This is a genomic window from Aurantimonas endophytica (genome assembly GCF_014196845.1).
In the GTDB taxonomy this organism is placed as follows: domain Bacteria; phylum Pseudomonadota; class Alphaproteobacteria; order Rhizobiales; family Rhizobiaceae; genus Aurantimonas; species Aurantimonas endophytica.
Map to the genome: position 1 here is coordinate 375,776 of NZ_JACIEM010000001.1, position 21,575 is coordinate 397,350.

Genomic DNA, 21,575 nt, shown 5'->3' on the forward strand with positions numbered 1-21,575 from the left:
GTGGCCGCGCCGTTCACCCTGACGCGCGCGGCCGATGGTGCAGGGCGGGCCGTGCATTACCTCCTGTCCCGTCCGGTCGTCCGTTGGCTGGCGTTGCTCGGGCTCTGCTCCGCCTATCTTCAAGGGGGCTTGCAGAAGGCGTTCGACTGGCCCGGCGCCTTGGCCGAAATGCAACATTTCGGGCTGGAGCCGGCGCCCCTTTTCGCAGCGTGCACGATCGCGCTGGAACTCGTCGGGTCGATGATGGTGCTGGCCGGGATCTACCGCTGGTTCGGTGCGTTGGCGCTGGCGGCTTTCACGCTCGTTGCGACCCTGCTCGCGAACCGCTTCTGGGAGATGGCGTCGCCCGATCGTTTTGCCGCCACCAACGCCTTCTTCGAGCACATCGGACTGATCGGCGCGCTACTGCTGGTCGCGTGGTTCGACCTGGAACGCCCGGAGGCACCAAGGTGACGACCGTTCCCGCCGCGTCTCCGTCGTCCCCTAGCACCTTCGCGCCGCTGCGCCATACCGTCTTCGCGGTCCTTTGGGCGGCGACCGTGATGGGCAACACCGGAACCTTCATGCGAGACGTGGCGAGCGGCTGGCTCGTCACCGATCTTTCGGCTTCCCCAGCCGCCGTCGCGGCGATCCAGGCGGCCGGGACGCTGCCGATCTTCCTGCTCTCGATACCCGCCGGTGTCCTCTCCGACATCCTCGACCGGCGGCGCTTTCTCATCGCGATCCAGCTCATGCTCGGCTGCGTCAGCCTCACGCTGTGCATCCTCGCGCTGACCGGGTTGATGTCGGTTCCGGCACTCCTCTCGCTCACGTTCGTCGGCGGAATCGGGGCGGCACTGATGGGCCCGACCTGGCAGTCCATCGTGCCCGAACTGGTTCCTCGGTCGGAACTGAAAGGTGCGGTGGCCCTGAACTCGCTGGGCATCAACATCGCCCGCGCTATCGGACCTGCGGTCGGCGGGCTCCTCATCGCCACCGTCGGGGCCGCGGTCACCTATGGTGTCGACGTGGTGAGTTACGCGCTCGTCATCGCCGCCCTTGTCTGGTGGAAGCGCGCGCCCGGCGTGGACGACGGCCTGGCCGAGAGTTTCGGCGGCGCCATGCGTGCTGGCTATCGTTATGCCCGCCATAGCCGGGAACTGCATGTCGTGCTCTGGCGCGCCCTGTTCTTCTTCGCCTTCGCCAGTGCCATCTGGGCGCTTCTGCCGCTGATCGCGCGTCAGCTTCTATCTGGTGGCGCGTCATTTTACGGGCTTCTGCTCGGCTCCATCGGAGCGGGAGCGATCCTGGGCGCAACGGTGCTGCCGCGAATCCGGGCCCGTTGGGGCGCCGACGGGGTGATGCTCGGCGCAGCGCTCGTGATCGCGGCCGCATCGGCCACTCTCGCGCTGTCGCCGCCGCGGTGGTCGGCCGTCGTCATCCTTCTCGTGATGGGCGGTGCCTGGATCGCTGCCCTCACCACACTGAACGCGACGGCCCAGGCGGTCCTGCCGAACTGGGTGCGGGGGCGGGGACTGGCCGTCTACCTCATGGTGTTCAACGGCGCGATGGCCGGCGGCAGTATCCTCTGGGGCCTTGTCGCGCAGGAGGTTGGCATCAAGTCGACGCTGCTGATCTCGGCAGGCGCGCTCGTCGCGGCCGCCATGTTCGCCCGCAGCATCCCGCTGCCCTCGGGCGACGATGACCTGGCACCATCCAATCATTGGCCCGAACCCATCGTCGCGGCCCCGGTTGTCGGGGACCGGGGACCCGTCCTCATCCAGATCGAATACCGGATCGATCCGACCGATCGTGAACCGTTCCTCGCCGCGATCTCGAAACTCGCCAAGACGCGGTTGCGGGACGGAGCATTCAACTGGGGCATCACCGAGGATGCCGCCGATCCCAGCGTGTTCCTGGAATGGTTCATGACCGAGTCCTGGGCGGAACATCTGCGCCAGCACCGTCGGACCTCGCTGGCTGACATCGACCTCCATGCCGAGGTTCGGAGGTTTAAAAAAGGTGATCCAGAGCCGACCGTGCGGCACTACCTCGCCGCCACTCCGGCTTCGTCCAACTTTCCAAGTTCGGACATCGCCAGGTTCAAGGATTAGACTGAGTGAAAATGATTGGGCAGTCCGGACAGAGCTCGTTTCGCCATCGAGCCATAATTTTACCGGGTATCGCCATGGATTTGATTTTATCATGCAGGGCAATCCTGCCCGCGTCTTCGGCGAAAGGTCTTCGGAGCGGCGCCTCGCTGCTAGACGCGAATCGTACTCGCACGATGCCGTGTTTTACGAACCCCATACTCGGCCGAGGGTCTTCCCGAGCGAACGCACCGAGCAGCCACTGAGGTGGACGCGGATCTTTCCGCGAGCGGCCAGCCGATGAACGCTGCAGAGATTGCCCGCGCCTTCAAACGCGGCGGCAGTCGCATTGAGCCAGGGGTCCAGCAGGCGCTGACTGCGCTGGCGCGCTACGGTCACGTGACATCGCTCACCGATGGTCGCTTCGCGGCGCGGCGGGCCGCGTGAGTAGGCGTAATTGACCACCGCGCGAAAGGAATCAAATGTGACCGGTATTAAAGTGGCTCCGGGAGGACGCTGTTTCGTCGTATCGGACGCGAAGTGTCCCGAGCGTGTCCCCACAAGCAGAACGGCCACCCCTCGGCGGCAGTCGCAATCTGGCGTAAGTATTTGATTTAGAAGATGGAGGCCTCGGAGGGAATCGAACCCCCGTGCAAGGATTTGCAGTCCTCTGCGTAACCACTCCGCCACGAGGCCCCAGTGGCGCGTTCCTACTGGTTCGGGCGGCGGCCCGCAAGGCCCGGATCGCCCGAATTACCGCGGGGAACGAGCGTCCGGCTTCTTGCCCTTCTCGTGCTCGAGATGGTCCTCTCGCATTTGCGTTTCCTGGTCCTCGTACCCCATCGCTTTGCCAGCCGCGTCCTTCGCTTCGGTCCCGGCATTGATTTTGGCGTCCCAACCGCCAGGGGATTCGACCTTCTTGTCGCTCATTTGACATCTCCCGATATCATGACGAAGCAGATGCCTCGCCTGAAGAGACAGGAAGCATCAAGGGAGCGTCCGAGTTCCGGCCCGCACCAGCGACGATCGCGCGAAAGTTCTCTGCGCAGATAGATATGGCGCGGTTTGCCCGGACGAAGGGGCTCTCCCCGAGCCGTGTATTGCGCCCATGTCAGCCGTAGGGCGTGCATTCAAGCCCGCCTGAAAGGAGACATCTCGCTTAGCCGACGCTCCCGTCCGCTAAGCGTTCAGATAATCGCGTGGCGAACTTTGGCCGATACCCACTCGCTGACCAGCACGGTGATCAGGATCAGCGCGAAGATCACGGTCACCTGGCTCCAGGCCAGCATGTTGAGCGAGGCTTGCAGGTTCAGGCCCAGACCGCCGGCTCCGACGAGGCCGAGAATGGCGCTCTCGCGGATGTTGATGTCCCAGCGGAACACGGTGATGCCGGCGAAGGCGGGCAGGACCTGCGGCACGATCGCATAGTCGATGACCTGCGCCTGGCTCGCTCCCGTGGCCTTCACCGCCTCGACCTGTCCCGGGTCGATCTCCTCGATCGCCTCGTAGAGCAGCTTGCCGATGAAGCCGATCGAGCGCAGCGCAATGGCGATGATGCCGGCCAGAAGACCCGGCCCGACGATGGTGACCAGCAGCAGTGCCCAGATCAGCGAGTTGATCGAGCGCGAGGCGACGATGATGAACAGCGCCGCTGGCCGCAGCACCATAGCGCTGGGTGTCGTGTTGCGTGCGGCCATGAACGCCACGGGGACGGCGATGATCGTGCCGATCAGCGTGCCGAGCGTCGCCATGTTGATCGTGTCCCAGAGCGGCTGCCAGAGCCGCGGCAGGTATTCCCAGCGCGGCGGCCAGGAACGAGCGGCGAGATCGGCCGCCTGCCGCGGCGCGTCCTCGACGAAGACCCAGAGCGTGCCGCGGTTCATCACTTCCCAGGAGAAGGCGAAGAGGATCGCCAGCGCCACCCAGGCGGCGTAGCGCACCCAGTCGGACCGCCGCGTGCGGCGGCGCCAGATCCGCCCGTCGAGTCCGTGCGAGACCGGCATCACTGCACCCGTTTGCGGATATAGCTCGAGCCGTATTCGGCGAGCATGACGAAGAGGATGATCAGGATGAGGATCGCGCCGGCGGTGTCGTAGTCGTAGCGCTGCATCGAGGTGTTGAGCGTCGCGCCGATGCCGCCGGCACCGACGATGCCAATCACCGCCGACTCGCGGAAGTTGATGTCGAAGCGGTAGAGCGACAGGCCGATCAGCCGCGGCATCACCTGCGGCTGGATGCCGTAATTCACCAGTTGCCACCAGGATGCGCCGGTGGCGCGGATCGCCTCGGCCTGGGCCTCGTCGATGTCCTCGATGTCCTCGGCCAGGAGCTTGGCGAGGAAGCCGATCGTGGCAAAGGACAAGGTCAGGAAGCCGGCGAACGGCCCGAAGCCGAACATCGCGACGAACAGGATCGCGATGACGATTTCCTGGAAGGCGCGCGAGACGGCGATGATCGCGCGGCAGACCGCATAGACCGGCATCGGCGCGATGTTGCGGGCGGCGCCGATGCCGACGGGGACCGACAGCAGGATGCCGACGATCGTGGCGCAGACGGTCATGGTCAGGCTTTCCTCGAAGCCCTTCCAGATGTCCCCGGCGCGGGTGGTGAAATCCGGGACGAGGAAGCCCTGGATGAACCGGCCGGCGCGGTCCATACCCTCCGTCACCCGCATCCAGTCGACGTCGACGGTGGCAAGCGCCGCAACGAGATAGACCAGCGCGCCGCCATAGATGGCGATCCGCCAGCGGCGGTCGGGGATGAGGACCGGTGGCCGCCGCCAGGTCCGGCGGCCGGGACCGGAAGCTGCCGCCGTCACGCCAGGCTCTCCAGGCGCTCTTCATGCGACTGGGCGAAGGCTGCGGCAGCGGCCGAGTCCTCGGCATCCTCGTCGGCAGCAGCGCGCATCTGCGTCCAGTCTTCCTCGCCGTAGATCCGGGTCAGCGCCGCGTCGTCGAGCGCCTCGGGCGGTCCGTCGAAAACGACCTCGCCGGCGCGCAGGCCGATGATCCGCCCGACGAACATGCGGGCCAGCATGACATCGTGGATGTTGACGATCGCCGGCAGCGTGCGCTCCCGGCAGATCTCGACGATCAGCCGCATGATCTGCCGCGAGGTCTTCGGGTCGAGCGAGGCCGTCGGCTCGTCGACGAGCAGCAGCTCCGGGTTTTGCGCCAGCGCCCGTGCGATGCCGACGCGCTGGCGCTGGCCGCCCGAGAGCGCATCGGCGCGCTTGTCGACATGATCGGCTAGGCCGACCCGGTCGAGTAGCGCGAAGGCGGTGTCGACGTCGGCCTGCGGGTAGCGCCGCGTGAAGGAGCGCCAGAAGGGCACGTAGCCGAGGCGGCCGGAGAGGACGTTCTCCATCACCGTCAGCCGCTCGACCAGCGCGAATTCCTGGAAGATCATGCCGATCCGGCGGCGCACCTTGCGCAACTCGCCGCGGCCGAGCCGCGTGACGTCGAGATCGTTGAGGCGCACGCTGCCGGCGGTTGGCTCGACCAGCCGGTTGATGCAGCGGATGAGCGACGACTTGCCGGCGCCGGACGGGCCGATCAGCCCGACGACGTCGCCGGGCGCGACCGAGAAGGACACGCCGCGCAGGGCGAGATCGCCGGTCTTGTAGCGCTTCTCGAGGGCCTCGATCGTCAGCATGTCGTTTCGCCTTTCCGCAAACGGCGGGCTTGGGGGCCACCGGATCGTCCGACCGGCGGCAAAGGACGGCGCGGACGATGGGTCCACGCCGTCTCAGGATGGTCCGGTCGGTTCGACGTGCGAACAGACCTTACTGGCAGGAGTAGGAGACGCCGTTGGCCTCGTCGATCTGGCGGATCACCGACCAGTCGTCCTTGAAGCTGATCTCGATGAACTGCTCCTCGCCGGACTTGCCGAATTCCTCCGCCAGCTTCGAGCCTTCCCAGGGGAAGGACATGAACGCTTCGCGGATCTTCTCCTGAAGCTCCGGCGTCAGGTTGTAGACGGTGCCGTAGCCGGTGGTCGGGAAGGTCTGCGAGGTGTAGACGACCTTGGTCGCGTCCGCCTCGACAGCGCCGCGCTCGACCATGCGGGTCTTCACCGAGTTGGCGATCGCCGCGGCGGGATAGTCGTTGTTGGCGACGCCGAGAATCGAAGTGTCGTGCGAGCCGGAGAAGACCGGCTCGAAGTCCTCGCCTGCGGCCATGTCGAACTCGCTGGCCAGGATCGCCGATGGCGCCTTGAAGCCGGAATTCGAGGTTTCCTGCGTGAAGGCGATCTGGCCGCCGCGCAGATCCTCGACTTCGGTGGCCTCGGAATCGCCGGGGACGATGATCTCCATCTCGTAGCCGAAGGAACCGTCCTTGGCCGCCATCATGGCGAAGGGACGGAAGCCGGCACAGGCGACGGCGATCGGGTTGGCACCGGTGTTGAAGCCGGAAATGTGCAGGCGGCCGGCGCGCATCGCTTCGAGCTGCGCGGCGTTCGACTGGACGGGGAAGAACTGCACCTCCTTGCCGGTGACTTCGGAAAGGTGCTCGAGGAAGCCCTCCCAGACGCCGGCGTAGACGGCGGGGTCCTCGACCGGCGTGTAGGCGAAGACCAGCGTGTCGGGATCGACGAGTTCGCTCGCCTCGGTCGGGATGTCGGCGAGGAGGTCGCCGTCGCTGTCGGTGAAGCGGCTGTCGAGGGCGAACTGCGCCTGCGCGGTCCCGAGCAGCAGGGCAAGGGCGCCAGCCGTGGCGAAGGCGTGAGCGGAGAGCTTCCTGAGGTTCATGGGTCGCGTTCCCTGTCGAGGAGAGCCGAGGGGCTGCGGCGTTTTATTGACCCCTGAGGGCGGATAGCCCGCGCGAATGACAGCGACGCAACAACCGGATGACAGAACAATGAATGTCCGGGCCGCTGACGGATCTGACGTTATTGGGAAGGCGACCGTAGCTTACTGCCCCCCGTGGGGATGCGACCGGAATGGCAGCGGACGCTGAGACGCCGGCGTTGCCGATTGCCCGGACGCTTCGGCGGCGCGGCGCGACGGCCTGCGCTCAGACGCTGCCGTAGAGGCCGAGGCGATCCATCGGCAGGAAGCTCAAGCGGTCGCCCGGCGACACCTGCTCGATGTCCGCCGGGATGATGCAGAACCCGTCGGCGGCGGTGAGCGGCATCAGTCGGGCCGAGCCGCCCCGCCCCAGCGTCTCGACGACAAGCGTGCCGTCGCGCTCGCGCCCCGTGACGCAAGCGGGGGCGAATTCGATACGACCCGGCGTAACGCGACGTTCGAAACCTGCGGTCGCGGGCAACGTACGCAAGACTGGCGCGGGCATGCCGGCGAGCACCGCCAAGACCTGCCGGCCGATGATCATGGCGCCGACCAGCGCCGCCAGCGGATTGCCAGGCAGGCCAAGAATGGCAGCATGGCCGATCCGGCCGAAGGCGAGGGGCTTTCCGGGCTTCATGCCGATCTTGAGGGGGGTGAGGAAGCCACCGGCCGCTTCCACCGATCCGCGGACGAGGTCCTCCTCGCCGACCGAGACGCCGCCCGAGGTGATGACCAGATCGGCCCTTGCTGCCGCGTCCCGGATTGCTGCGGCGATCCCCGCGGCGTCGTCGGGGACGATCCCGGCGTCGATCGTCTCGATCGCCGGATGATCGAACAGCGCCAGCAGCATGACGCGGTTGGAATCGTAGATCGCGCCTTCGGAAAGGGTTTCTCCCGGCGCCCGCAACTCGGTGCCGGTGGAGAGGACGGCGACCCGCAGCCGCCGTCCGACCGAGACACGCGAAAGGCCGGACGCTGCGAGCAGCGCCAGATGCCGCGGATCGATGACCGTGCCGCCGGGCAGCAGGTCGGCACCGGCCGGGACGTCCTCGCCTGCAAGCCGGATGTTGTCGCCGGCCCGGTAGCTTCGGCGGGGCATGACGACACCGTCAACGACGTCCGCATGCTCCTGCATCACCACCGCGTCGCATCCGAACGGAACGGCGGCCCCGGTGAATATCCGCACGGCATCGCCAGGACGGACTTCGCCGCTCAACGGCCGGCCGGCGGCAACGCGGCCGACCAGCCTGTAGCTGGCATCCTCATCGGGTGCGGAACGGAAGGCGAGGGCATAGCCGTCGACCGCGGAATGGTCGAAGGGCGGCAGGCTGCGCGGCGCCGCGATCGCGCCGCGCAGGATGCGGCCGCGCGCCTGGCCCAGAGGAACCGTTTCGACGCCGGCGATCGGCACCAGCGTCGCCAGCACCCGGGCCGCGGCTTCCGCCGGTGTCAGCAGGCGCCTCGCATCCGAACAGATGTCGGCGCCCGGGTCCTCGCTTCGTGCCATGCTCGCCATCCCGATTGCCCTGTTGCCGTGGAGCAAGGGCGGCTCGCGCCGCCCTTGCTTCGTCAGACCCGGTATTCCTTCGACTTGAAGGTGAGGTGGCCGACCGAGGCCGGCTTGTCCGCCAGCTTGCGGATGTTTGCCCAGGTATTCTTGTAGTTCGGGATGATCAGCTCGTTGACGCCGGCATTGACGACGTTGCCCTGCACGCCGCTCGGATAGCCGAAAAGCATGAAGGTCTCGCCAGGGCGTGCCGAGGGCGTCGGGTAGACCATCGCCTGGGTCGAGCCGACATCGTTCCAGACCTCGACCAGGTCGCCCTCGGCGACCGACAGCTTCGCCATGTCGTCGGGATGCATGTCGATGAACGGATAGGGCCAGCGGTCCATGACCATCTCGTTTTCCTTGTCGAGATAGGCCGACTGCCACACCAGATTGGCCCGGCCATTGTTGATCAGGAACGGGAAGCGCTCGCGCTCGGCTTCCTTGCCCTCGGCCTGGAGCCCGCTCCATTCGGCGACGAGGAACAGCGCCCGGCCATCGTCCGTCCCGAACTTGCCGTCAGCATAGAGCCGCTTGGTGCCGACGATCTTGCCGTCCTCGAAGCCCGTGGCCGGCTCCTGGAAGCCGTTGGTGCCCATGGCGCGCAGCCGGTCGTAGGTGACGTGCTCGCCGCCGGCGGCGTTCTTGCGGTAGCCATCCTCGAAGACGTCTTCCTCGGTCTGCCAGTCGAAGCCCTGGAACTTGTCGGCATAGGCCGCGTCGCCCATCTCGCGCAGCACACGCTCCATGTTGTTGGCGAGCCGCGCGGCGATGATCGCATCGCCCATCGCCTGGCCGGGAGGGTCCATGTAGCGCTCGGTGATGCGCATGCGGCGCTCGCCGTTCATCGACGTCAGGTTGATCTCGCCGGCGGTCGCTGCGGGCAGGATGACGTGTGCCGCCTCGCCGATGCTGGTCGGGACGATGTCGACATCGACCACGAACAGGCCGCCATCGTCGATGGCCGCGACGATGGCGTTCACCAGCGCCTCGCGGTCGCCATAGGGAACCGAGTTGATCGCGTCCTTCACCTTGTCGCTGCGCTCCTTGTAGGTGCGCTTGAACTGCATGGCGTTGAGCGTCGTCTTGTAGTTGTCGCAGCCCCAGATGTGGTGGACAGCGCCTTCGCCATTGATCAGGAGCTGGTCGACGTAAGGTGCCGGGCGCCCGATGAAGCCGTCGCTCGGACGCACATAGCCCTCCTGGTGGCCGCCGAGGCGCACGACGCCGCCGCCGGGCCGGCCGACATTGCCGGTCGCCAGCGCGAGGTTCACCAGCGCGCCATTGGTGCGATAGTTGTCGTTGCCCCAGATCAGGCCCTTCTCGTACGCGAACATCGTCCGCCGGCGCGCATTGTCGCCCTTCGGCTGCGCGATCCATTCGGCCGCCTTGCGGATGTCGTCGACCGAAAGGCCGGTGATTTCCGCCGCCTGCTCGAGACTGGTGCGGTTGCGCTCCACCGCGTCGGCGAAGGTCGTCAGCGGCGCCGGCTGGCCCTTGGTGGAGGGCTTGCGCGGCAGCATCTGGGACTGGTCGGCGCCGGCCTCGGTGCCCGCCACGGCGGTGTGGGCGTCGATGAATTCCTGGTCCACCCAGCCCTGGTCGGCGATGTAGGTGAACATCGCGTTCAGCAGCACCATGTCGGTGCCGGCCTTCACCGGAAGATGCAGGACGTTGTCGGCCCCGGCCTCGACCTCGCAGGCATTGACGCTGACGGTGCGCCGCGGGTCGACGAAGACGATGCGCGCGGCGGGGTGTTCCTCGCCGGGGGTCTCGCTGTCCTTGAGGCTGGCGGTGCTGCCGCGCAGGTTGGGGATCCAGTGGTTGAGGAAGTAGTTGGTCTGCGCCTCGAGCGGGTTCGCCCCGACGACGAAGATCGTGTCGGCGAGTTCGGCGTCCTCGTAGCAGTTGTTGAGCTCGCCGACGCCCATGTCGCGGGTGGCATGGACCTCGGAATTGTAGGCCGGGCGGTTGTGGATGCGGATGTTGCGCACCTTCATCGCCTCGAAATAGAGCTTGCCGGTGCCCCAGGTGAACTCGTAGCCGCCGCCGGCGCCGCCATGGTCGGCGGCCGAGACGACGAGGGCGTCCTCGCCGCGGTCCTTGACGATCCGCGCGGTGACGCGGGCGACGAGGTCGAGCGCGTCGTCCCAGCTCGTCGGCTGCAACTGGCCGTAGCGCCAGACCAGCGGGTCGGTGAGGCGCTGCATCTGCGTCTGGCGGGCCCGGCTGTAGCTCATCTCGGCGATGCGCGTGCCGCGCGGCGAGCCGAGGCCGGAATTGACGACGCACTCATGGTCGGGCTTGACCACCAGATGCACGTCGCGGCCGTCCTGCTTGACGACATTGTACATCGACGGCGAATACCAGGCGGCCGTCTGCGGTGGCTGCTGAACCGAGAGGTCCTCGCCAAAAGCGTTGTCCGCGGCGGCGACGCCGCCCTGCCGGTTGATGTCCCAGCTATAGGCCTTGTAGCCGCAACCGACGATGCAATAGTGGCAGACGACGGTCTGCACCTTGGCCTCGGCGGGGATGATCGGCAGGCGATCGATCTGTCTTTTGTAAGCCATGTGACCCTCCCTTTAGAGAACGTTCGACAGACGACCGTAGAGCAGCTCATCGACGCCCTCGGCGTAGATGTCGCCCTTGTCGTCGACGCGCAGCACGTATTGCGGCAGGTTCTGCGTCGCCTGTCCCCAGACCTGCATGCCGCCCTGTTCGGCATCGAAGACCGAGTAGTGGCCGGGGCAATTGAAGGTCCGGGAATCGGCGGTGTAGGAGAGTGGGAAGCCCTGATGCGGGCAGCTCGTGGTGAAGCCGACGATGTCGCTGTCCGGGCCGGCGCCGCCGGGCACCGCCTTGCCGAGCTTCAGGAGCACGCCCGGCGCGTCGTCGTCCGGATAGGCGACGTAGAGCGGGTCGTTTTCCGTCAGCTCGCTGACATTGCCGAGGCGGTTCGACGGGTAGGACACTCGCGCGAGCTGGGCCGGCACGGCAGTCTGGGCCTGCGCCGGCATTGCGGCGGTCGCGGCGGCGCCTGCCGCGGCAACGGCGCTACCGCGCAGGAACTGGCGGCGGCCGATATCGACCTTCTTGTCGCATCTCTGCATTGAAACCTCCCTCTGAAATCAGGAAGGGCCGTTGCAGGACGCGTGCCAGTTTAGAACACCCCTAAGGACCGGGGCCGGAACACCGGACGGGTCGGCCCGTGTGCGGATTTCCGGACATGCTGCACTGCCGTCCGTCCGCGATCCCGAACATCGCAGCGCGCGCGGCCTCGGCTCTAGGAGCCGAGGCCGAAGCGGCGCATCTTTTCCCAAAGCGTGGTGCGGGAGACCGACAGCAGCCGGGCGGCATCACCGATCTGGCCGCTCGTCGCCCCCAGCGCCCGGACGATCTCGCGGCGTTCGGCGGCATCCCTCGCGGTTGCCAACGAGGCGACGACAGACGTTGTGTCCGCCGGCGCCGGCTGCTCGGGAAACAGATCGACCGGCGCTATCCAGTCGCCGTCGGCGAGCGCCACGGCGCGCTCCACCCGGTTGCGCAGTTCCCGGACGTTGCCCGGCCAGGCATGAACGATCGCGGCCTCTTCGGCGAGCGAGCTGATGCCGCGCAGGGAAGTGCCGTCCTGCGTCAGCGCATCGAAGAAACGCTGCATCAGCCAAGGGATGTCCTCGGGTCGATCGCGCAACGGCGGCACCTCGATGGAGACGACGTTGATGCGGTAGAGGAGGTCCTCCCGGAAGCGCCCGTCGGCAACCGCCCTCGGCAGCGCCTGGTTGGTCGCCGTGACGACGCGGGCACGGAACGGCACGGGGGCCGCCCCGCCGACGCGGTCGATCTCGCGGTTCTCCAAAAGGCGCAGCAACTTGCCTTGCAGTTTCAGCGGCATCTCGCCGATCTCGTCGAGGAAGAGAGTGCCTCCACCGGCGCGTTCGGCATAGCCGAGATGCTTGTCGACGGCGCCGGAGAAGGCGCCGCGCTCGTGACCGAAGATCTCGCTTTCGATGAGGTCGTCCGGGATGGCCGCGCAGTTCACCGCCACGAACGGCTCCTCGGCATTGGCGGACCTTGCATGAAGGAAGCGGGCGCAGACTTCCTTGCCGACCCCGGTTTCGCCGGTGACGAGTACCGGGGCGGGTCGGTCGGCGAGCCGGAGCAAGAGGGTCTCGATCGCCCGCATGCCGGGCGACAGGCCCAGAACGCCGCTGGCTTCCGATTCAATCGGCCGCAACAGGCCGTCGAGGCGCCCGAGGAATTCGTCCATCGGGAAGGGCTTGGTCAGATAGTCGCCGGCCCCGGCCCGCATCAGTCGAACCGCCTGATCGACGTCGCCATAGCCGGTGATGAACAGGAAGGGCGCCGCAGTCTTGTCGGACATCTGCCGGAACAGGTCTTCGCCCGTCATCTGCGGCAGGCGGATGTCGCAGATGACGATGTCCGGCTTGAACTTTGGGACTTCCCGGGCGGCCGCGGTGCCGTCCCGCCACCATTTGACGGTGCCGCCTTCCAGCGTCAGGCGCTGGAGCAGCGACTCTCCCATGATCGGATCATCCTCGACAAGGGCGACCCGGCGGCGCTCAAGCAACATCGGACAACGTCTCTTGCTCTCGAAGCGGGATGCGCAGGACGATCCGCGTGCCCCCCAGCGCACTCGTTTCGACTTCCATTTCGCCGCTCATTTCCGCGACCAGCCGACGGACCAGCCAGAGGCCCAGGCCCGCCTCGGGCTCGTAGGGAGATCGCGGCTCGTCCGGCGATGTCAGGAACCGGGCCGCTTCTGCCGGCAGTCCCGGCCCGCTGTCGTCGATCGATGCCACGAGTGCGGTGCCTGCCTGCCGGGCAGAGAACAGCACCACGGAGCCGTTGGGCGAGGCAGCGCAGGCGTTCAGCAGCAGGTTCAGGAAGGTCTGCCGGATCTTCGTCGCATCCACGGCGACGCTATCGGCGAGTTCGCTCGTCCAGTTGAGGGTGATCGCGCGACGTTCCGTCTCCGGACGCATCAGCAGCCGCAGATCGGCGAGATCGGCCGGTTGCAGCGGCCGGCACTCCCCGCCGGTCCGATAGCTGACCAAGGCCGTCTTCACCACGTCGCGAATACCACCGAGCCCGCGTTCCAACAGCGCGATCGTCGCCTTGCGGACCAGCGGCTTGTCTCCATGGCGTTTCAGCGTGTCGAGGCTGTTGAACAGCCCGCCGAGCGGGTTGTTGATCTCGTGCGCCATGCCCGACGCCAGTCGGCCGAGGCTGGCCAGGCGCTGCTCGTCGGCGAGGCGCTGCGCCAGTTCCCCGCGTTCGCGAACCGCGTCGACGAGCCGGCCGTATGATCGGAACAGACGCCCGGTCTCCCCGCGGGCGGCCTGGAACTCGGCAGGGACCGGCACGACGTCGGAGCTGGCGCTTTGCTGGAGGTGGTCGCTGAGGAGGCGGATCGGTCGGACCATGCGCTTGACGACCAGGTAGCCGAGAATGGCGAGGATGAGCGTGATGAAGGCATTCGATGCGATCAGCGTCAGAAGCACTTCGCGGCGCTCCGCGGCGAGGTGCGACGTGTCGAAACTGGCATAGACGCTGCCGAGGGTGCGATCCTGGAAGACGAGGTCGCGGCTGAGATAGGCGCGTGAGCCGTCGTCTTCGGCGAGAAAACCGCCGCCCGGGGGAAAGCGGGCGGCCACGTTCGCCGGCAGGGAAAGGCCCGTCGGCACGGCGCGCGGATCGGAGGCCGCGAGTACCATCGCCTGCGCGTCCAGCACGATCGTGCCGGCGGGGGCGAGCCCGCGATACATGCCTTTCGCCCGGTCGATCGTGTCGAACGCCTCCCATACGTCGTGCCGCAGCAGCGCCGGGATCAGCGACGAGGAGAGGCCGTCGAGATAGGCGTTGCCCATTTCCTGAAGGTGCTTTTCCTGCGTCGCCTGGAGGCGGCTCAGCACCTGCTGCGAGACGAGGACGCTGACGGCCACCATCAGCATCGCGACGAGCGTCGGGATCTTGACGGTCAACGGCCACGAGGATGCGAAACGCCGCGCCATCAGGTCGCGCGCCGCAGCTGGTCGACCATTCCGGCAATGCCGGCATAAAGATCGGGCTCCGCGGCCGCAAAACCGTCCAGCCGTAGCATGGACAGCACCTCGCGCCCGAGCGGATCGGTCTGCATGGCGAGCAGCGCGTCGCGCAGCAACTGCGTTGCGGCACTGCCGGCGGCCCCCCTGGCGCTGGCGATCGGTGGAAAGCCCAGCCATTCCGAGGCCCGCAGGACCCGCGTCTGCCCGGTCAATTTCGGCTCGAGCTCCTGCATCACCTCCCAGACATAGCCGTCGACGCTGCCCGAACCGGCCAACCCCGAGGCCACCGCCCGCACGACGTTGCGATGCCCGTAGGTGTAGAAGCTGCTGCGAAAGAAGCTCCCGACGCTCTCGCCGGCTTCCGCCAGCAGCGCCGCCGTGACCAGGTAGCCGGAATTCGAGTCCGGATCCGACAGGGCATGGACGTCGCCGCGAAGCATCCGCCAGTCGCTGCCCGGGCGATCGCGATCGACGATCAGATAGGACTGGTAGCGCGGCTGCTGGCGCCAGACCGGGACGGCGACGAGGGAGAGTTCTTCCTCGTACTGCACGAAGGGATAGCCGCATATCCAGGCGGCATCGACCTGGCCGGAAACCACCAGAGCGGTGATCTCCTGGTAGGTCCGGCGGCTGACGAGGTCGACCGGCAGTCCGGTGGACTTTTCCAGATAGGCCCGGAGCCGGTCGAGGAGATCGAGATCGGAATCGCGAAAGACCGGGGTCAGTCCGAAGGCGAGGCCGGAGCGCGTCGAGGCGATCGCCGGGCGGGGCAACGCCGATGCCAGCGTTGCCGAGGCAAGCCCTTGGAGCAGCCGCCGTCGGGCAATTGTGGGGACATGGCTGGCGGGGCTGCTTCTCACCAGCCGCATCGATCCATCACCGACATTTCCTGTAATTGTTCCAGGAAAGCATCGTCCGATCCACTCGCATGGTCAATGGGTGGCGGCTCGGCGTCATGGCAACCGGCGAGACCCTCAGCAAGCGGAGCCGGTCGTTCATTTGATGCGATGCCGCCGAAGCTTGGTTCCGCCGAGAGCCCGCCGACGCTTCAGCGCCTCCGTCGCGCCACCGGATGCGGGAGAAGTCAGCATCGGTCGATGGCGCGTATCCGGTGATCTCAGACAGCCGCGCCTGCCAGTCCTCCTCGGGAAGGCTCGCTTTGAACCAGGCTGCAAGCGCCTAGCAGTCCGGCTACGCCCAGCGGTCAGTGCTGATCACCGGCAACTCCCCGTCGTGCCGCGCATAACGATACGCTCGCTGGCAATCCCACATCCCGTCGAGGTCGAGCGCCGCCTCGCGAGTGTGGCGCTCGACCGACGTCCTGATGGACTTCCGAATGCGTGCGAAGGGGAAGCAGCCGCGCAGGTCTTCAGGCACGCGTCGGACTGCCAGACGCCAATGCGTTTAGTGAGATGATTCGAGATCGCCACTTCTGCCGCCATGTTGCACATGACGTCATGCAGCGGCCTGACAAGCGGGCCATGCATGAAGGAGGTAGTGACTGATGGCTAAGCTGACGAGCAGCTCACCAGGGGGAATTGGTACGCCCAAGGGGAATCGAACCCCTCTCTCCACCGTGAAAGGGTGGCGTCCTAACCGATAGACGATGGGCGCAGCGACGCGGTGTATAAGTTGCTTCGCCGGTGATCGCAAGCACGGGAAGCGACTTTTTGCCGGGTTCGCCGGGAGCGACGTTCAGGGCCCCGAAATCGAGGAGAACTCCGGCCAACCGCCTGCTGATGCTGGCGTTCGGCCTTACTTGCGCTGGCGGCAGCGCCAGTTCCAGTCGCGCTGCGGGCCCACGTCGACGTGGATCGCGGCCGAATTGCAATAGGTCCCGACGCCGCCGCGGCCGGGCAGCGAACGCACATACGCGGCCACCACGAATCGGTCGGCGTCCGGGATGACGATGTCGGCGGCCTTGCAGCCCATGTGCTGGGAGCGCGTGGCACCGTTAACGCGGCGATTATGGGACGGGCTGCGATAGCCGGAAGTGACGACGACCTTCTTGCCGAACTTGCGCTCGATCGAGCGCAGGATGCCGACGAGCTTGGACGGGAAGCAGGACGTATCGACGTCCTCGCGCTGGACCCGCAACCCGTTGGGGCTGAGGCGGGCAAGGCCGCTGAGCGATGCCACCTGGTAGCTCATGACGGAATCTTCCATGAGATCCTCGTCCTCGGCCGATGCCCGCTGACCGATCTCGAACAGGGACTTGGGGTCGACGCCGGGTAGGGCGAAGTCGCCGTCCGCGACGGGAGCGCCTTCCTGCCGGAGCACGACCCGCTGGCTCTTGCGTCTTTCGGCATTGGCGACCGGCGGCTTGGCGCTGCTCCGCGCAAACAGCGAAGAGAACAGCGACGCTTCCTTTTCACGCCCGGCGAGGGAGGCCACCTGGTCACCCTCGGTGACGGATCCGCCGGCATAGGCGGCGACGGCCTTGCCGTCGATCGCGGTCGGCTGGACGAGGGAGGCGGCGCTGGCCGCCGCGGCGGCCGGCGGGGACGACGCAGCGGCGGCAGGCTGGCTTGCGGCCACGGCGTCTGTTGCATCGGCAGGAGCGGCCTGCGCGGTCTCAACTGGCTGTGCCGTCTCGCCAACCGCTTCGGCCGCCGCAGCATCGGCAACGAGCGGCTCTGCTGCGTCCGTACCGACCGAGTCAGCGCCGAGACTGGAGAAACCGAAGGCAGAACTGTCGTCCACGGCGGACACGCAGGATGACAGGATCGGCGCGGTCGCCAAAAGCGCCGCCGCCAGCAATCGTGTGCGAAGCGTCGCGGCGCGTGCGCCGGCGAATTGCGTCGTCAATGGACACCACCCCTCTCGCAGCAGGTCTTGGAGGCCTGCCTTGCCTTGCAACATCCCGGCTGCACGTTGCCGATGTCCAATCCCCACGGACATGACGCAAGCGCGCGATGCGAAGCACCCTTAGTAAAGCTTATTTGAAGCCCTATGGCCAGAATGCGGCAGCAGAATGGTGGCGGCAGCCTTGGCCGCCGCCTACCAAGTCTACCAGGTGCCGGTGTTGGGCATCGAGGACCACGGTTCGGCCGGCGCCTTGGACTCGCCCTTCTGCAGCAGTTCGAAGGAGATGTTGTCGGGCGACTTGACGAACGCCATGCGGCCGTCGCGCGGCGGACGGTTGATCGTCACGCCCTTGTCCATGAGCGCCTGGCAGGTCGCGTAGATGTCGTCGACCTCGTAGGCGAGATGTCCGAAATTGCGTCCGCCGGAATATTCCTCCGGGTCCCAGTTGTAGGTCAGCTCCATCAAAGGTGCGGCCTTTTCCGCAGCCCCCGGCTGGTCGCCCGGTGCGGCGAGGAAGATCAGCGTGAACCGTCCCTGTTCGCTCTCGATCCGGCGGGTCTCCATCAGCCCCAGCTTGTTGCAGTAGAAATCGAGGGACTGGTCGACGTCGGTGACGCGGACCATCGTGTGCAGATAGCGCATGATTCGGCTCCGGTTGAAGGGTTGGCAACAGGGTAGGGTTGGGATCCGTGCCGCCAAGTGCGGGCTCGTCCAGGTCCCCGCAATACCGACCGCCCGAATGCGAAGACCTCGCGGCTCCTGGTGACAAACGGATATTTCGACCGGCCGACCACTCGTGCCTCTTGCCGAGATCGGCACCGTTAATGCTAAGCTTGGCTGCCGCGATTCGGTTTGGTGTAAGCGCAGGACTCCCGCATGCCCGAGAGACTCTCTGCACACATGCGCAGCGAAGGCGATGCTTCGAGCAGCGGCGAGATCACCGTCGTTTCCGGCCACATAAAATGGTTCGACGTGTCCAAGGGGTTCGGCTTCATCGTTCCCGACGGCCAGGGTCCCGATATCCTGCTGCATGTCACGTGCCTGCGCCGGGACGGTTTCTCGACCGCCCTGGAAGGGGCTCGCCTCGTCTGCGAGGTGCAGCAGGGCGACCGCGGGCTGCAGGCGTTCCGGATCCTCTCGATGGATTCGTCGACGGCCGTGCATCCCTCGCAGCAGCCGCCCACGCGCACCCACGTCGCGGTGACGCCGCACAGCGATCTCGTGCCGGCCGTGGTGAAATGGTTCAACCGGACCAAGGGCTACGGTTTCCTGACGCGGGGCGAGGGCACCGAAGACATCTTCGTGCACATGGAGACGCTGCGCCGCTACGGACTGACCGAATTGCAGCCGGGTCAGGAGGTCCTCGTGCGTTACGGCGACGGGGCCAAGGGCCTGATGGCCGCCGAGGTGCATCCCGGCACCGGGCCGGTGCAACCAGCCTCTCACTGACGCCGGATAACCCGAATGATGCTCCGCAAGCCGCTACTCGCCACCATCGTTGCAGCCGCCGCCGTTCTCGGCGCCGGCTATTTCGCCGTCGCCGGAGACGATCTCTCCGAGGCGACGCTCGTGACCGCTTCCGGCCGCCACGCCATCGACGTGGAACTTGCCACCACCCCCGACACGCGGGCGACCGGACTGATGAACCGGGAGTCGATGCCGGCCGGGCAGGGCATGCTGTTCGACTTCGGCGAGTCGCGTCCGGTCTCCATGTGGATGAAGAACACGCTGATCCCCCTCGACATGCTGTTCATCGACGATACCGGCACTGTGGCGAGCATCAAGACCAACGCCCAGCCGCTGTCGCTGGACACGATCCCCTCCGGGGCCCCGGTGCGCTATGTCCTCGAGCTCAACGGCGGCGCGGCTTCGCGCTACGGCGTGGCGAGGGGCGACCGGCTCGAGCACGAGATCATTCCGGCGCGCTGAGGGACAGCCGCCGAAATTCCTGCTTCGCGTCCGCAGCCATGCGCAGTCGGATCGGCGATCGCGCCGTCCGGCGCGTAGCGCATCTGGCCTAGGACGTCTGAGGGGCCGCGCTGCGCCTCATGGTGCAGACCTTCGACAGCTTCGACTTCTTCATCGTCCACCTCGATCGGCGCCGCCCCGGCATTCGAGTTCGGCACCCATCGCAGCCTCTGGCCTTGATCCACACCCGGATGCGCCGGCGATCATCTCGACGTCGTGCTCATCAGGCCGAGCCCGGCGTTGAGGCGAAGGCCACGGCTGACCTGGAACATCGTGGAAGCTCTCTCCAGACATCAGGGACGAAGAACGATGCGGCCATCGACCTGCCCATGGCGGAGCTGGTCCAGCGCCTCATTGACTGCCGCCAGAGGCTTGACGGTCACCTTGGTCCGGACCTTGCCTTCGGCGGCAAAGGACAGCGCCTCTGCCAGATCCCGGCGGGTACCAACGATCGAGCCGCGCACGGTGATCCGCTTCAGAACCACATCGAAAATGGGCGTCGGGAATTCGCCCGGCGGCAGCCCGACCAGCGCGACCGTTCCGCGCCGGCGGGTGCAGGCGATCGCCTGCGAGAACGCCGCTGGCGAAACGGCGGTCACCAGCACCCCATGCGCGCCGCCCCCGGTCGCGCTCATGATCTTAGCCACGCCATCCTCGGTCGCGGCGTTGACCGTCACATCCGCCCCGAGCTCCCGCGCCAGAGCGAGCTTGTCATCGGCGACGTCGATGGCAGCAACATGCAGGCCCATCGCCTTGGCATATTGCACGGCAACGTGGCCGAGCCCGCCGATCCCGGAGATAACCACCCACTCGCCGGGCTTTGCCTCTGTCTCCTTCAGGCCCTTGTAGGTTGTCACGCCAGCGCAAAGGATCGGCGCCAGGGCAGCGAAATCTGGATTGGGCGGCAGATGGCCGACATAGGCCGCGCTGCCGAGGGCGTACTCTGCGTAAGTGCCATGCACACCGTAGCCGCTATTATGCTGGGCTTCGCACAGGGTTTCCCAGCCGGTCTGGCAGTACTCGCATCGGCCGCAGGCGTCGTGCAGCCAAGGTATGCCGACCGCGTCGCCCTCCTTCAGGTCGGTGACACCGGCCCCCAGCGCCGCGACGTAGCCGACGCCCTCGTGCCCGGGGATCAATGGCATGATCGGCTTGACCGGCCAGTCGCCGTCGATCGCATGAATGTCGGTGTGGCAGACCCCGGTCGCCTCGATCTTCACTAGCACTTCGCCAGCTCCAGGCACGGGCACGGGCACATCCTCGATTACGAGCGGCGCGCCGAAGCTTTTCGCAACAGCTGCTTTCATCGTAGCCATCTTGGCCCTCCTATGTGGAATTGCCGGCCCCCGTAGCGAGGACCGGGTATTCGAGCGTCCACCATGGGTCGTCCTGCCCCGTCGCCGACAGGAACGAGGCCATAAGCTTCCAACACCATGGCATTTGCGCGAACGTCCGAATGAAAGGTCTCTCGAACCCGCAAGACCTGGGTTGCAGCCCGGAAATCGTTACCGGTTCCGGGCCGCTGCGCCGATCCGAAGACCGGAAGCGCTCCTGGCGCGTAGGGCGGCACGCCCCCTTAGAAGCGATAGGTGATGCCCGTACCGATTAGCCACGGGTTCAGCTTGGCGGTGCCGGAAAGCTTCGTCGTGCCGAGATTGGCGGTCCAGTCCGGCTCCAAGAACAGCTTCTTGGCGTCGAGATTGATGCCCCAATGTTCATCGAGCATATAGTCGAAGCCCACCTGCAGCGCCGCGCCGAACGTGTCCTCGACGTCCAGGTTGGTGAAGGCGCCGGCATCCGACTGGCTGTAGAACATGGTGTAGTTCAAGCCCGCGCCGACATAGGGCTTGAAGGCACCGAAATTGGTGAAATGATACTGAAGCGTCAGCGTCGGGGGCAGGACCCAGGTCTTGCCGACCTTGCCGAGCCCGGCGATCGAACCGTCCGTGTGGATATTGGCGTAGGTCGTGCCCAGCACGAGTTCGGCGGCGATGTTCGGGGTGAAGTAGTAGCTGATGTCGAGTTCGGGCGTGACGGTGTCGGAATAGGACAGATCAGAGCCGGGAATGCCGTCGACGCTGCCCGCGTCCTCGGTGATGACGCCAAGCGCCCGGACGCGAATCTGCCAGGGGCCGTGCGCGGTCGCGGCGTCTGGCGCGGTCGGCGCGAACACATCCGCGGCGACGGCGGGTGTTGCCGTCAGGAGGAGCGCGGCCAGAATGGCCCAGCTCCGCTTCGTCGTTTTCCCCATGTGGTTCTCCTTCGCAATGCAACCGGCCTCATGCCGCGGAGGAACCGATCACAGCAGCGTGAGAGAGCTTCTTTGCGTC

Annotated in this window: 20 protein-coding genes and 2 tRNA genes; 5 read left to right on the plus strand and 17 right to left on the minus strand. The window is 66.6% G+C overall.

The annotated features are described in order from the left end of the window. The 3 genes from GGR03_RS01810 (at position 1) to GGR03_RS01820 (ending at position 2,516) form a co-directional block, all read left to right on the plus strand. Positions 1-453 carry a DoxX family protein gene (locus GGR03_RS01810; RefSeq protein ID WP_425486694.1) on the plus strand — a complete coding sequence of 151 codons (453 nt, stop codon included), beginning with the start codon at positions 1-3 and terminating at the stop codon, positions 451-453. Then, positions 450-2,093 (plus strand): MFS transporter, encoded by a 1,644-nt coding sequence (locus tag GGR03_RS01815; RefSeq protein ID WP_183205796.1) that lies wholly within the window; start codon positions 450-452, stop codon positions 2,091-2,093. The genes GGR03_RS01810 and GGR03_RS01815 overlap by 4 nt, the downstream gene beginning before the upstream one ends. 243 nt (positions 2,094-2,336) lie before the next feature. After that, entirely contained in the window at positions 2,337-2,516 is a 180-nt protein-coding gene (locus GGR03_RS01820) for a hypothetical protein (protein WP_183205798.1), read from the plus strand. Positions 2,517-2,691: 175 nt separating this feature from the next. Here GGR03_RS01820 and GGR03_RS01825 read toward each other — a convergent pair. The 15 genes from GGR03_RS01825 to GGR03_RS01895 form a co-directional block, all read right to left on the minus strand. After that, a tRNA-Cys gene (locus GGR03_RS01825) sits at positions 2,692-2,765 on the minus strand. A gap of 57 nt (positions 2,766-2,822) precedes the next feature. Further along, entirely contained in the window at positions 2,823-2,999 is a 177-nt protein-coding gene (locus tag GGR03_RS01830) for a hypothetical protein (RefSeq protein WP_183205800.1), read from the minus strand. 257 nt (positions 3,000-3,256) lie between these two features. Then, a complete protein-coding gene (gene phnE / locus GGR03_RS01835) occupies positions 3,257-4,072 on the minus strand; it encodes a phosphonate ABC transporter, permease protein PhnE (RefSeq protein WP_183205802.1) in 816 nt (271 codons plus the stop codon). Then, positions 4,072-4,887, minus strand: coding sequence for a phosphonate ABC transporter, permease protein PhnE (phnE, locus tag GGR03_RS01840; protein ID WP_183205804.1), 816 nt, complete (start codon positions 4,885-4,887; stop codon positions 4,072-4,074). The genes phnE (GGR03_RS01835) and phnE (GGR03_RS01840) overlap by 1 nt, the downstream gene beginning before the upstream one ends. Further along, a complete protein-coding gene (phnC, locus tag GGR03_RS01845; protein WP_183205806.1) occupies positions 4,884-5,723 on the minus strand; it encodes a phosphonate ABC transporter ATP-binding protein in 840 nt (279 codons plus the stop codon). The genes phnE (GGR03_RS01840) and phnC overlap by 4 nt, the downstream gene beginning before the upstream one ends. Before the next feature lie 130 nt (positions 5,724-5,853). Next, on the minus strand, positions 5,854-6,819 hold the full coding sequence (gene phnD, locus GGR03_RS01850) for a phosphate/phosphite/phosphonate ABC transporter substrate-binding protein (protein WP_183205808.1): 966 nt from the start codon (positions 6,817-6,819) through the stop codon (positions 5,854-5,856). Positions 6,820-7,084: 265 nt separating this feature from the next. Then, a complete protein-coding gene (locus GGR03_RS01855; RefSeq protein ID WP_183205809.1) occupies positions 7,085-8,365 on the minus strand; it encodes a molybdopterin molybdotransferase MoeA in 1,281 nt (426 codons plus the stop codon). A 62-nt stretch (positions 8,366-8,427) separates the two neighbouring features. After that, positions 8,428-10,974 carry an arsenate reductase (azurin) large subunit gene (locus GGR03_RS01860; RefSeq protein WP_183205811.1) on the minus strand — a complete coding sequence of 849 codons (2,547 nt, stop codon included), beginning with the start codon at positions 10,972-10,974 and terminating at the stop codon, positions 8,428-8,430. A 12-nt stretch (positions 10,975-10,986) separates the two neighbouring features. Continuing rightward, on the minus strand, positions 10,987-11,514 hold the full coding sequence (locus GGR03_RS01865; RefSeq protein ID WP_183205813.1) for an arsenate reductase (azurin) small subunit: 528 nt from the start codon (positions 11,512-11,514) through the stop codon (positions 10,987-10,989). 173 nt (positions 11,515-11,687) lie between these two features. Then, entirely contained in the window at positions 11,688-12,995 is a 1,308-nt protein-coding gene (locus tag GGR03_RS01870) for a sigma-54-dependent transcriptional regulator (RefSeq protein ID WP_183205815.1), read from the minus strand. Next, a complete protein-coding gene (locus tag GGR03_RS01875; RefSeq protein ID WP_183205817.1) occupies positions 12,985-14,436 on the minus strand; it encodes a sensor histidine kinase in 1,452 nt (483 codons plus the stop codon). Before GGR03_RS01875 ends, GGR03_RS01870 begins: the two co-directional genes overlap by 11 nt. Beyond that, entirely contained in the window at positions 14,436-15,338 is a 903-nt protein-coding gene (locus GGR03_RS01880; RefSeq protein ID WP_183205820.1) for a substrate-binding domain-containing protein, read from the minus strand. The genes GGR03_RS01875 and GGR03_RS01880 overlap by 1 nt, the downstream gene beginning before the upstream one ends. A 670-nt stretch (positions 15,339-16,008) precedes the next feature. After that, positions 16,009-16,083, minus strand: a tRNA-Glu gene (locus GGR03_RS01885). 141 nt (positions 16,084-16,224) lie between these two features. Continuing rightward, positions 16,225-17,277, minus strand: a complete 1,053-nt coding sequence (locus GGR03_RS01890) for a YcbK family protein (protein WP_246367563.1) — start codon at positions 17,275-17,277, stop codon at positions 16,225-16,227. 201 nt (positions 17,278-17,478) lie between these two features. Then, positions 17,479-17,919 carry a VOC family protein gene (locus tag GGR03_RS01895; protein WP_183205823.1) on the minus strand — a complete coding sequence of 147 codons (441 nt, stop codon included), beginning with the start codon at positions 17,917-17,919 and terminating at the stop codon, positions 17,479-17,481. 234 nt (positions 17,920-18,153) lie between these two features. Here GGR03_RS01895 and GGR03_RS01900 point away from each other — a divergent pair, with 234 nt between their 5' ends. Then, positions 18,154-18,726 (plus strand): cold-shock protein, encoded by a 573-nt coding sequence (locus tag GGR03_RS01900; protein WP_183205825.1) that lies wholly within the window; start codon positions 18,154-18,156, stop codon positions 18,724-18,726. A gap of 15 nt (positions 18,727-18,741) precedes the next feature. After that, entirely contained in the window at positions 18,742-19,206 is a 465-nt protein-coding gene (locus GGR03_RS01905) for a DUF192 domain-containing protein (RefSeq protein ID WP_183205827.1), read from the plus strand. Between the two features lie 332 nt (positions 19,207-19,538). Here GGR03_RS01905 and adhP read toward each other — a convergent pair whose 3' ends face one another. Together adhP and GGR03_RS01915 are read right to left on the minus strand one after the other, a co-directional pair. Further along, entirely contained in the window at positions 19,539-20,561 is a 1,023-nt protein-coding gene (adhP, locus tag GGR03_RS01910) for an alcohol dehydrogenase AdhP (protein WP_183205829.1), read from the minus strand. A gap of 260 nt (positions 20,562-20,821) precedes the next feature. Next, on the minus strand, positions 20,822-21,496 hold the full coding sequence (locus GGR03_RS01915) for an OmpW/AlkL family protein (protein WP_183205831.1): 675 nt from the start codon (positions 21,494-21,496) through the stop codon (positions 20,822-20,824). Positions 21,497-21,575: the final 79 nt, after the last annotated feature.

Coding starts and splice junctions, on each gene's coding strand:
- GGR03_RS01895 (WP_183205823.1), bottom strand. CDS start 17,919: ATGCGCTATCTGCACACGATGGTCCGCGTCACCGACGTCGACCAGTCC.
- GGR03_RS01880 (WP_183205820.1), bottom strand. CDS start 15,338: ATGCGGCTGGTGAGAAGCAGCCCCGCCAGCCATGTCCCCACAATTGCC.
- GGR03_RS01830 (WP_183205800.1), bottom strand. CDS start 2,999: ATGAGCGACAAGAAGGTCGAATCCCCTGGCGGTTGGGACGCCAAAATC.
- GGR03_RS01870 (WP_183205815.1), bottom strand. CDS start 12,995: ATGTTGCTTGAGCGCCGCCGGGTCGCCCTTGTCGAGGATGATCCGATC.
- phnD (WP_183205808.1), bottom strand. CDS start 6,819: ATGAACCTCAGGAAGCTCTCCGCTCACGCCTTCGCCACGGCTGGCGCC.
- GGR03_RS01860 (WP_183205811.1), bottom strand. CDS start 10,974: ATGGCTTACAAAAGACAGATCGATCGCCTGCCGATCATCCCCGCCGAG.
- adhP (WP_183205829.1), bottom strand. CDS start 20,561: ATGGCTACGATGAAAGCAGCTGTTGCGAAAAGCTTCGGCGCGCCGCTC.
- phnC (WP_183205806.1), bottom strand. CDS start 5,723: ATGCTGACGATCGAGGCCCTCGAGAAGCGCTACAAGACCGGCGATCTC.
- GGR03_RS01900 (WP_183205825.1), top strand. CDS start 18,154: ATGCCCGAGAGACTCTCTGCACACATGCGCAGCGAAGGCGATGCTTCG.
- GGR03_RS01875 (WP_183205817.1), bottom strand. CDS start 14,436: ATGGCGCGGCGTTTCGCATCCTCGTGGCCGTTGACCGTCAAGATCCCG.
- GGR03_RS01855 (WP_183205809.1), bottom strand. CDS start 8,365: ATGGCACGAAGCGAGGACCCGGGCGCCGACATCTGTTCGGATGCGAGG.
- GGR03_RS01865 (WP_183205813.1), bottom strand. CDS start 11,514: ATGCAGAGATGCGACAAGAAGGTCGATATCGGCCGCCGCCAGTTCCTG.
- GGR03_RS01905 (WP_183205827.1), top strand. CDS start 18,742: ATGATGCTCCGCAAGCCGCTACTCGCCACCATCGTTGCAGCCGCCGCC.
- phnE (WP_183205802.1), bottom strand. CDS start 4,072: ATGCCGGTCTCGCACGGACTCGACGGGCGGATCTGGCGCCGCCGCACG.
- GGR03_RS01915 (WP_183205831.1), bottom strand. CDS start 21,496: ATGGGGAAAACGACGAAGCGGAGCTGGGCCATTCTGGCCGCGCTCCTC.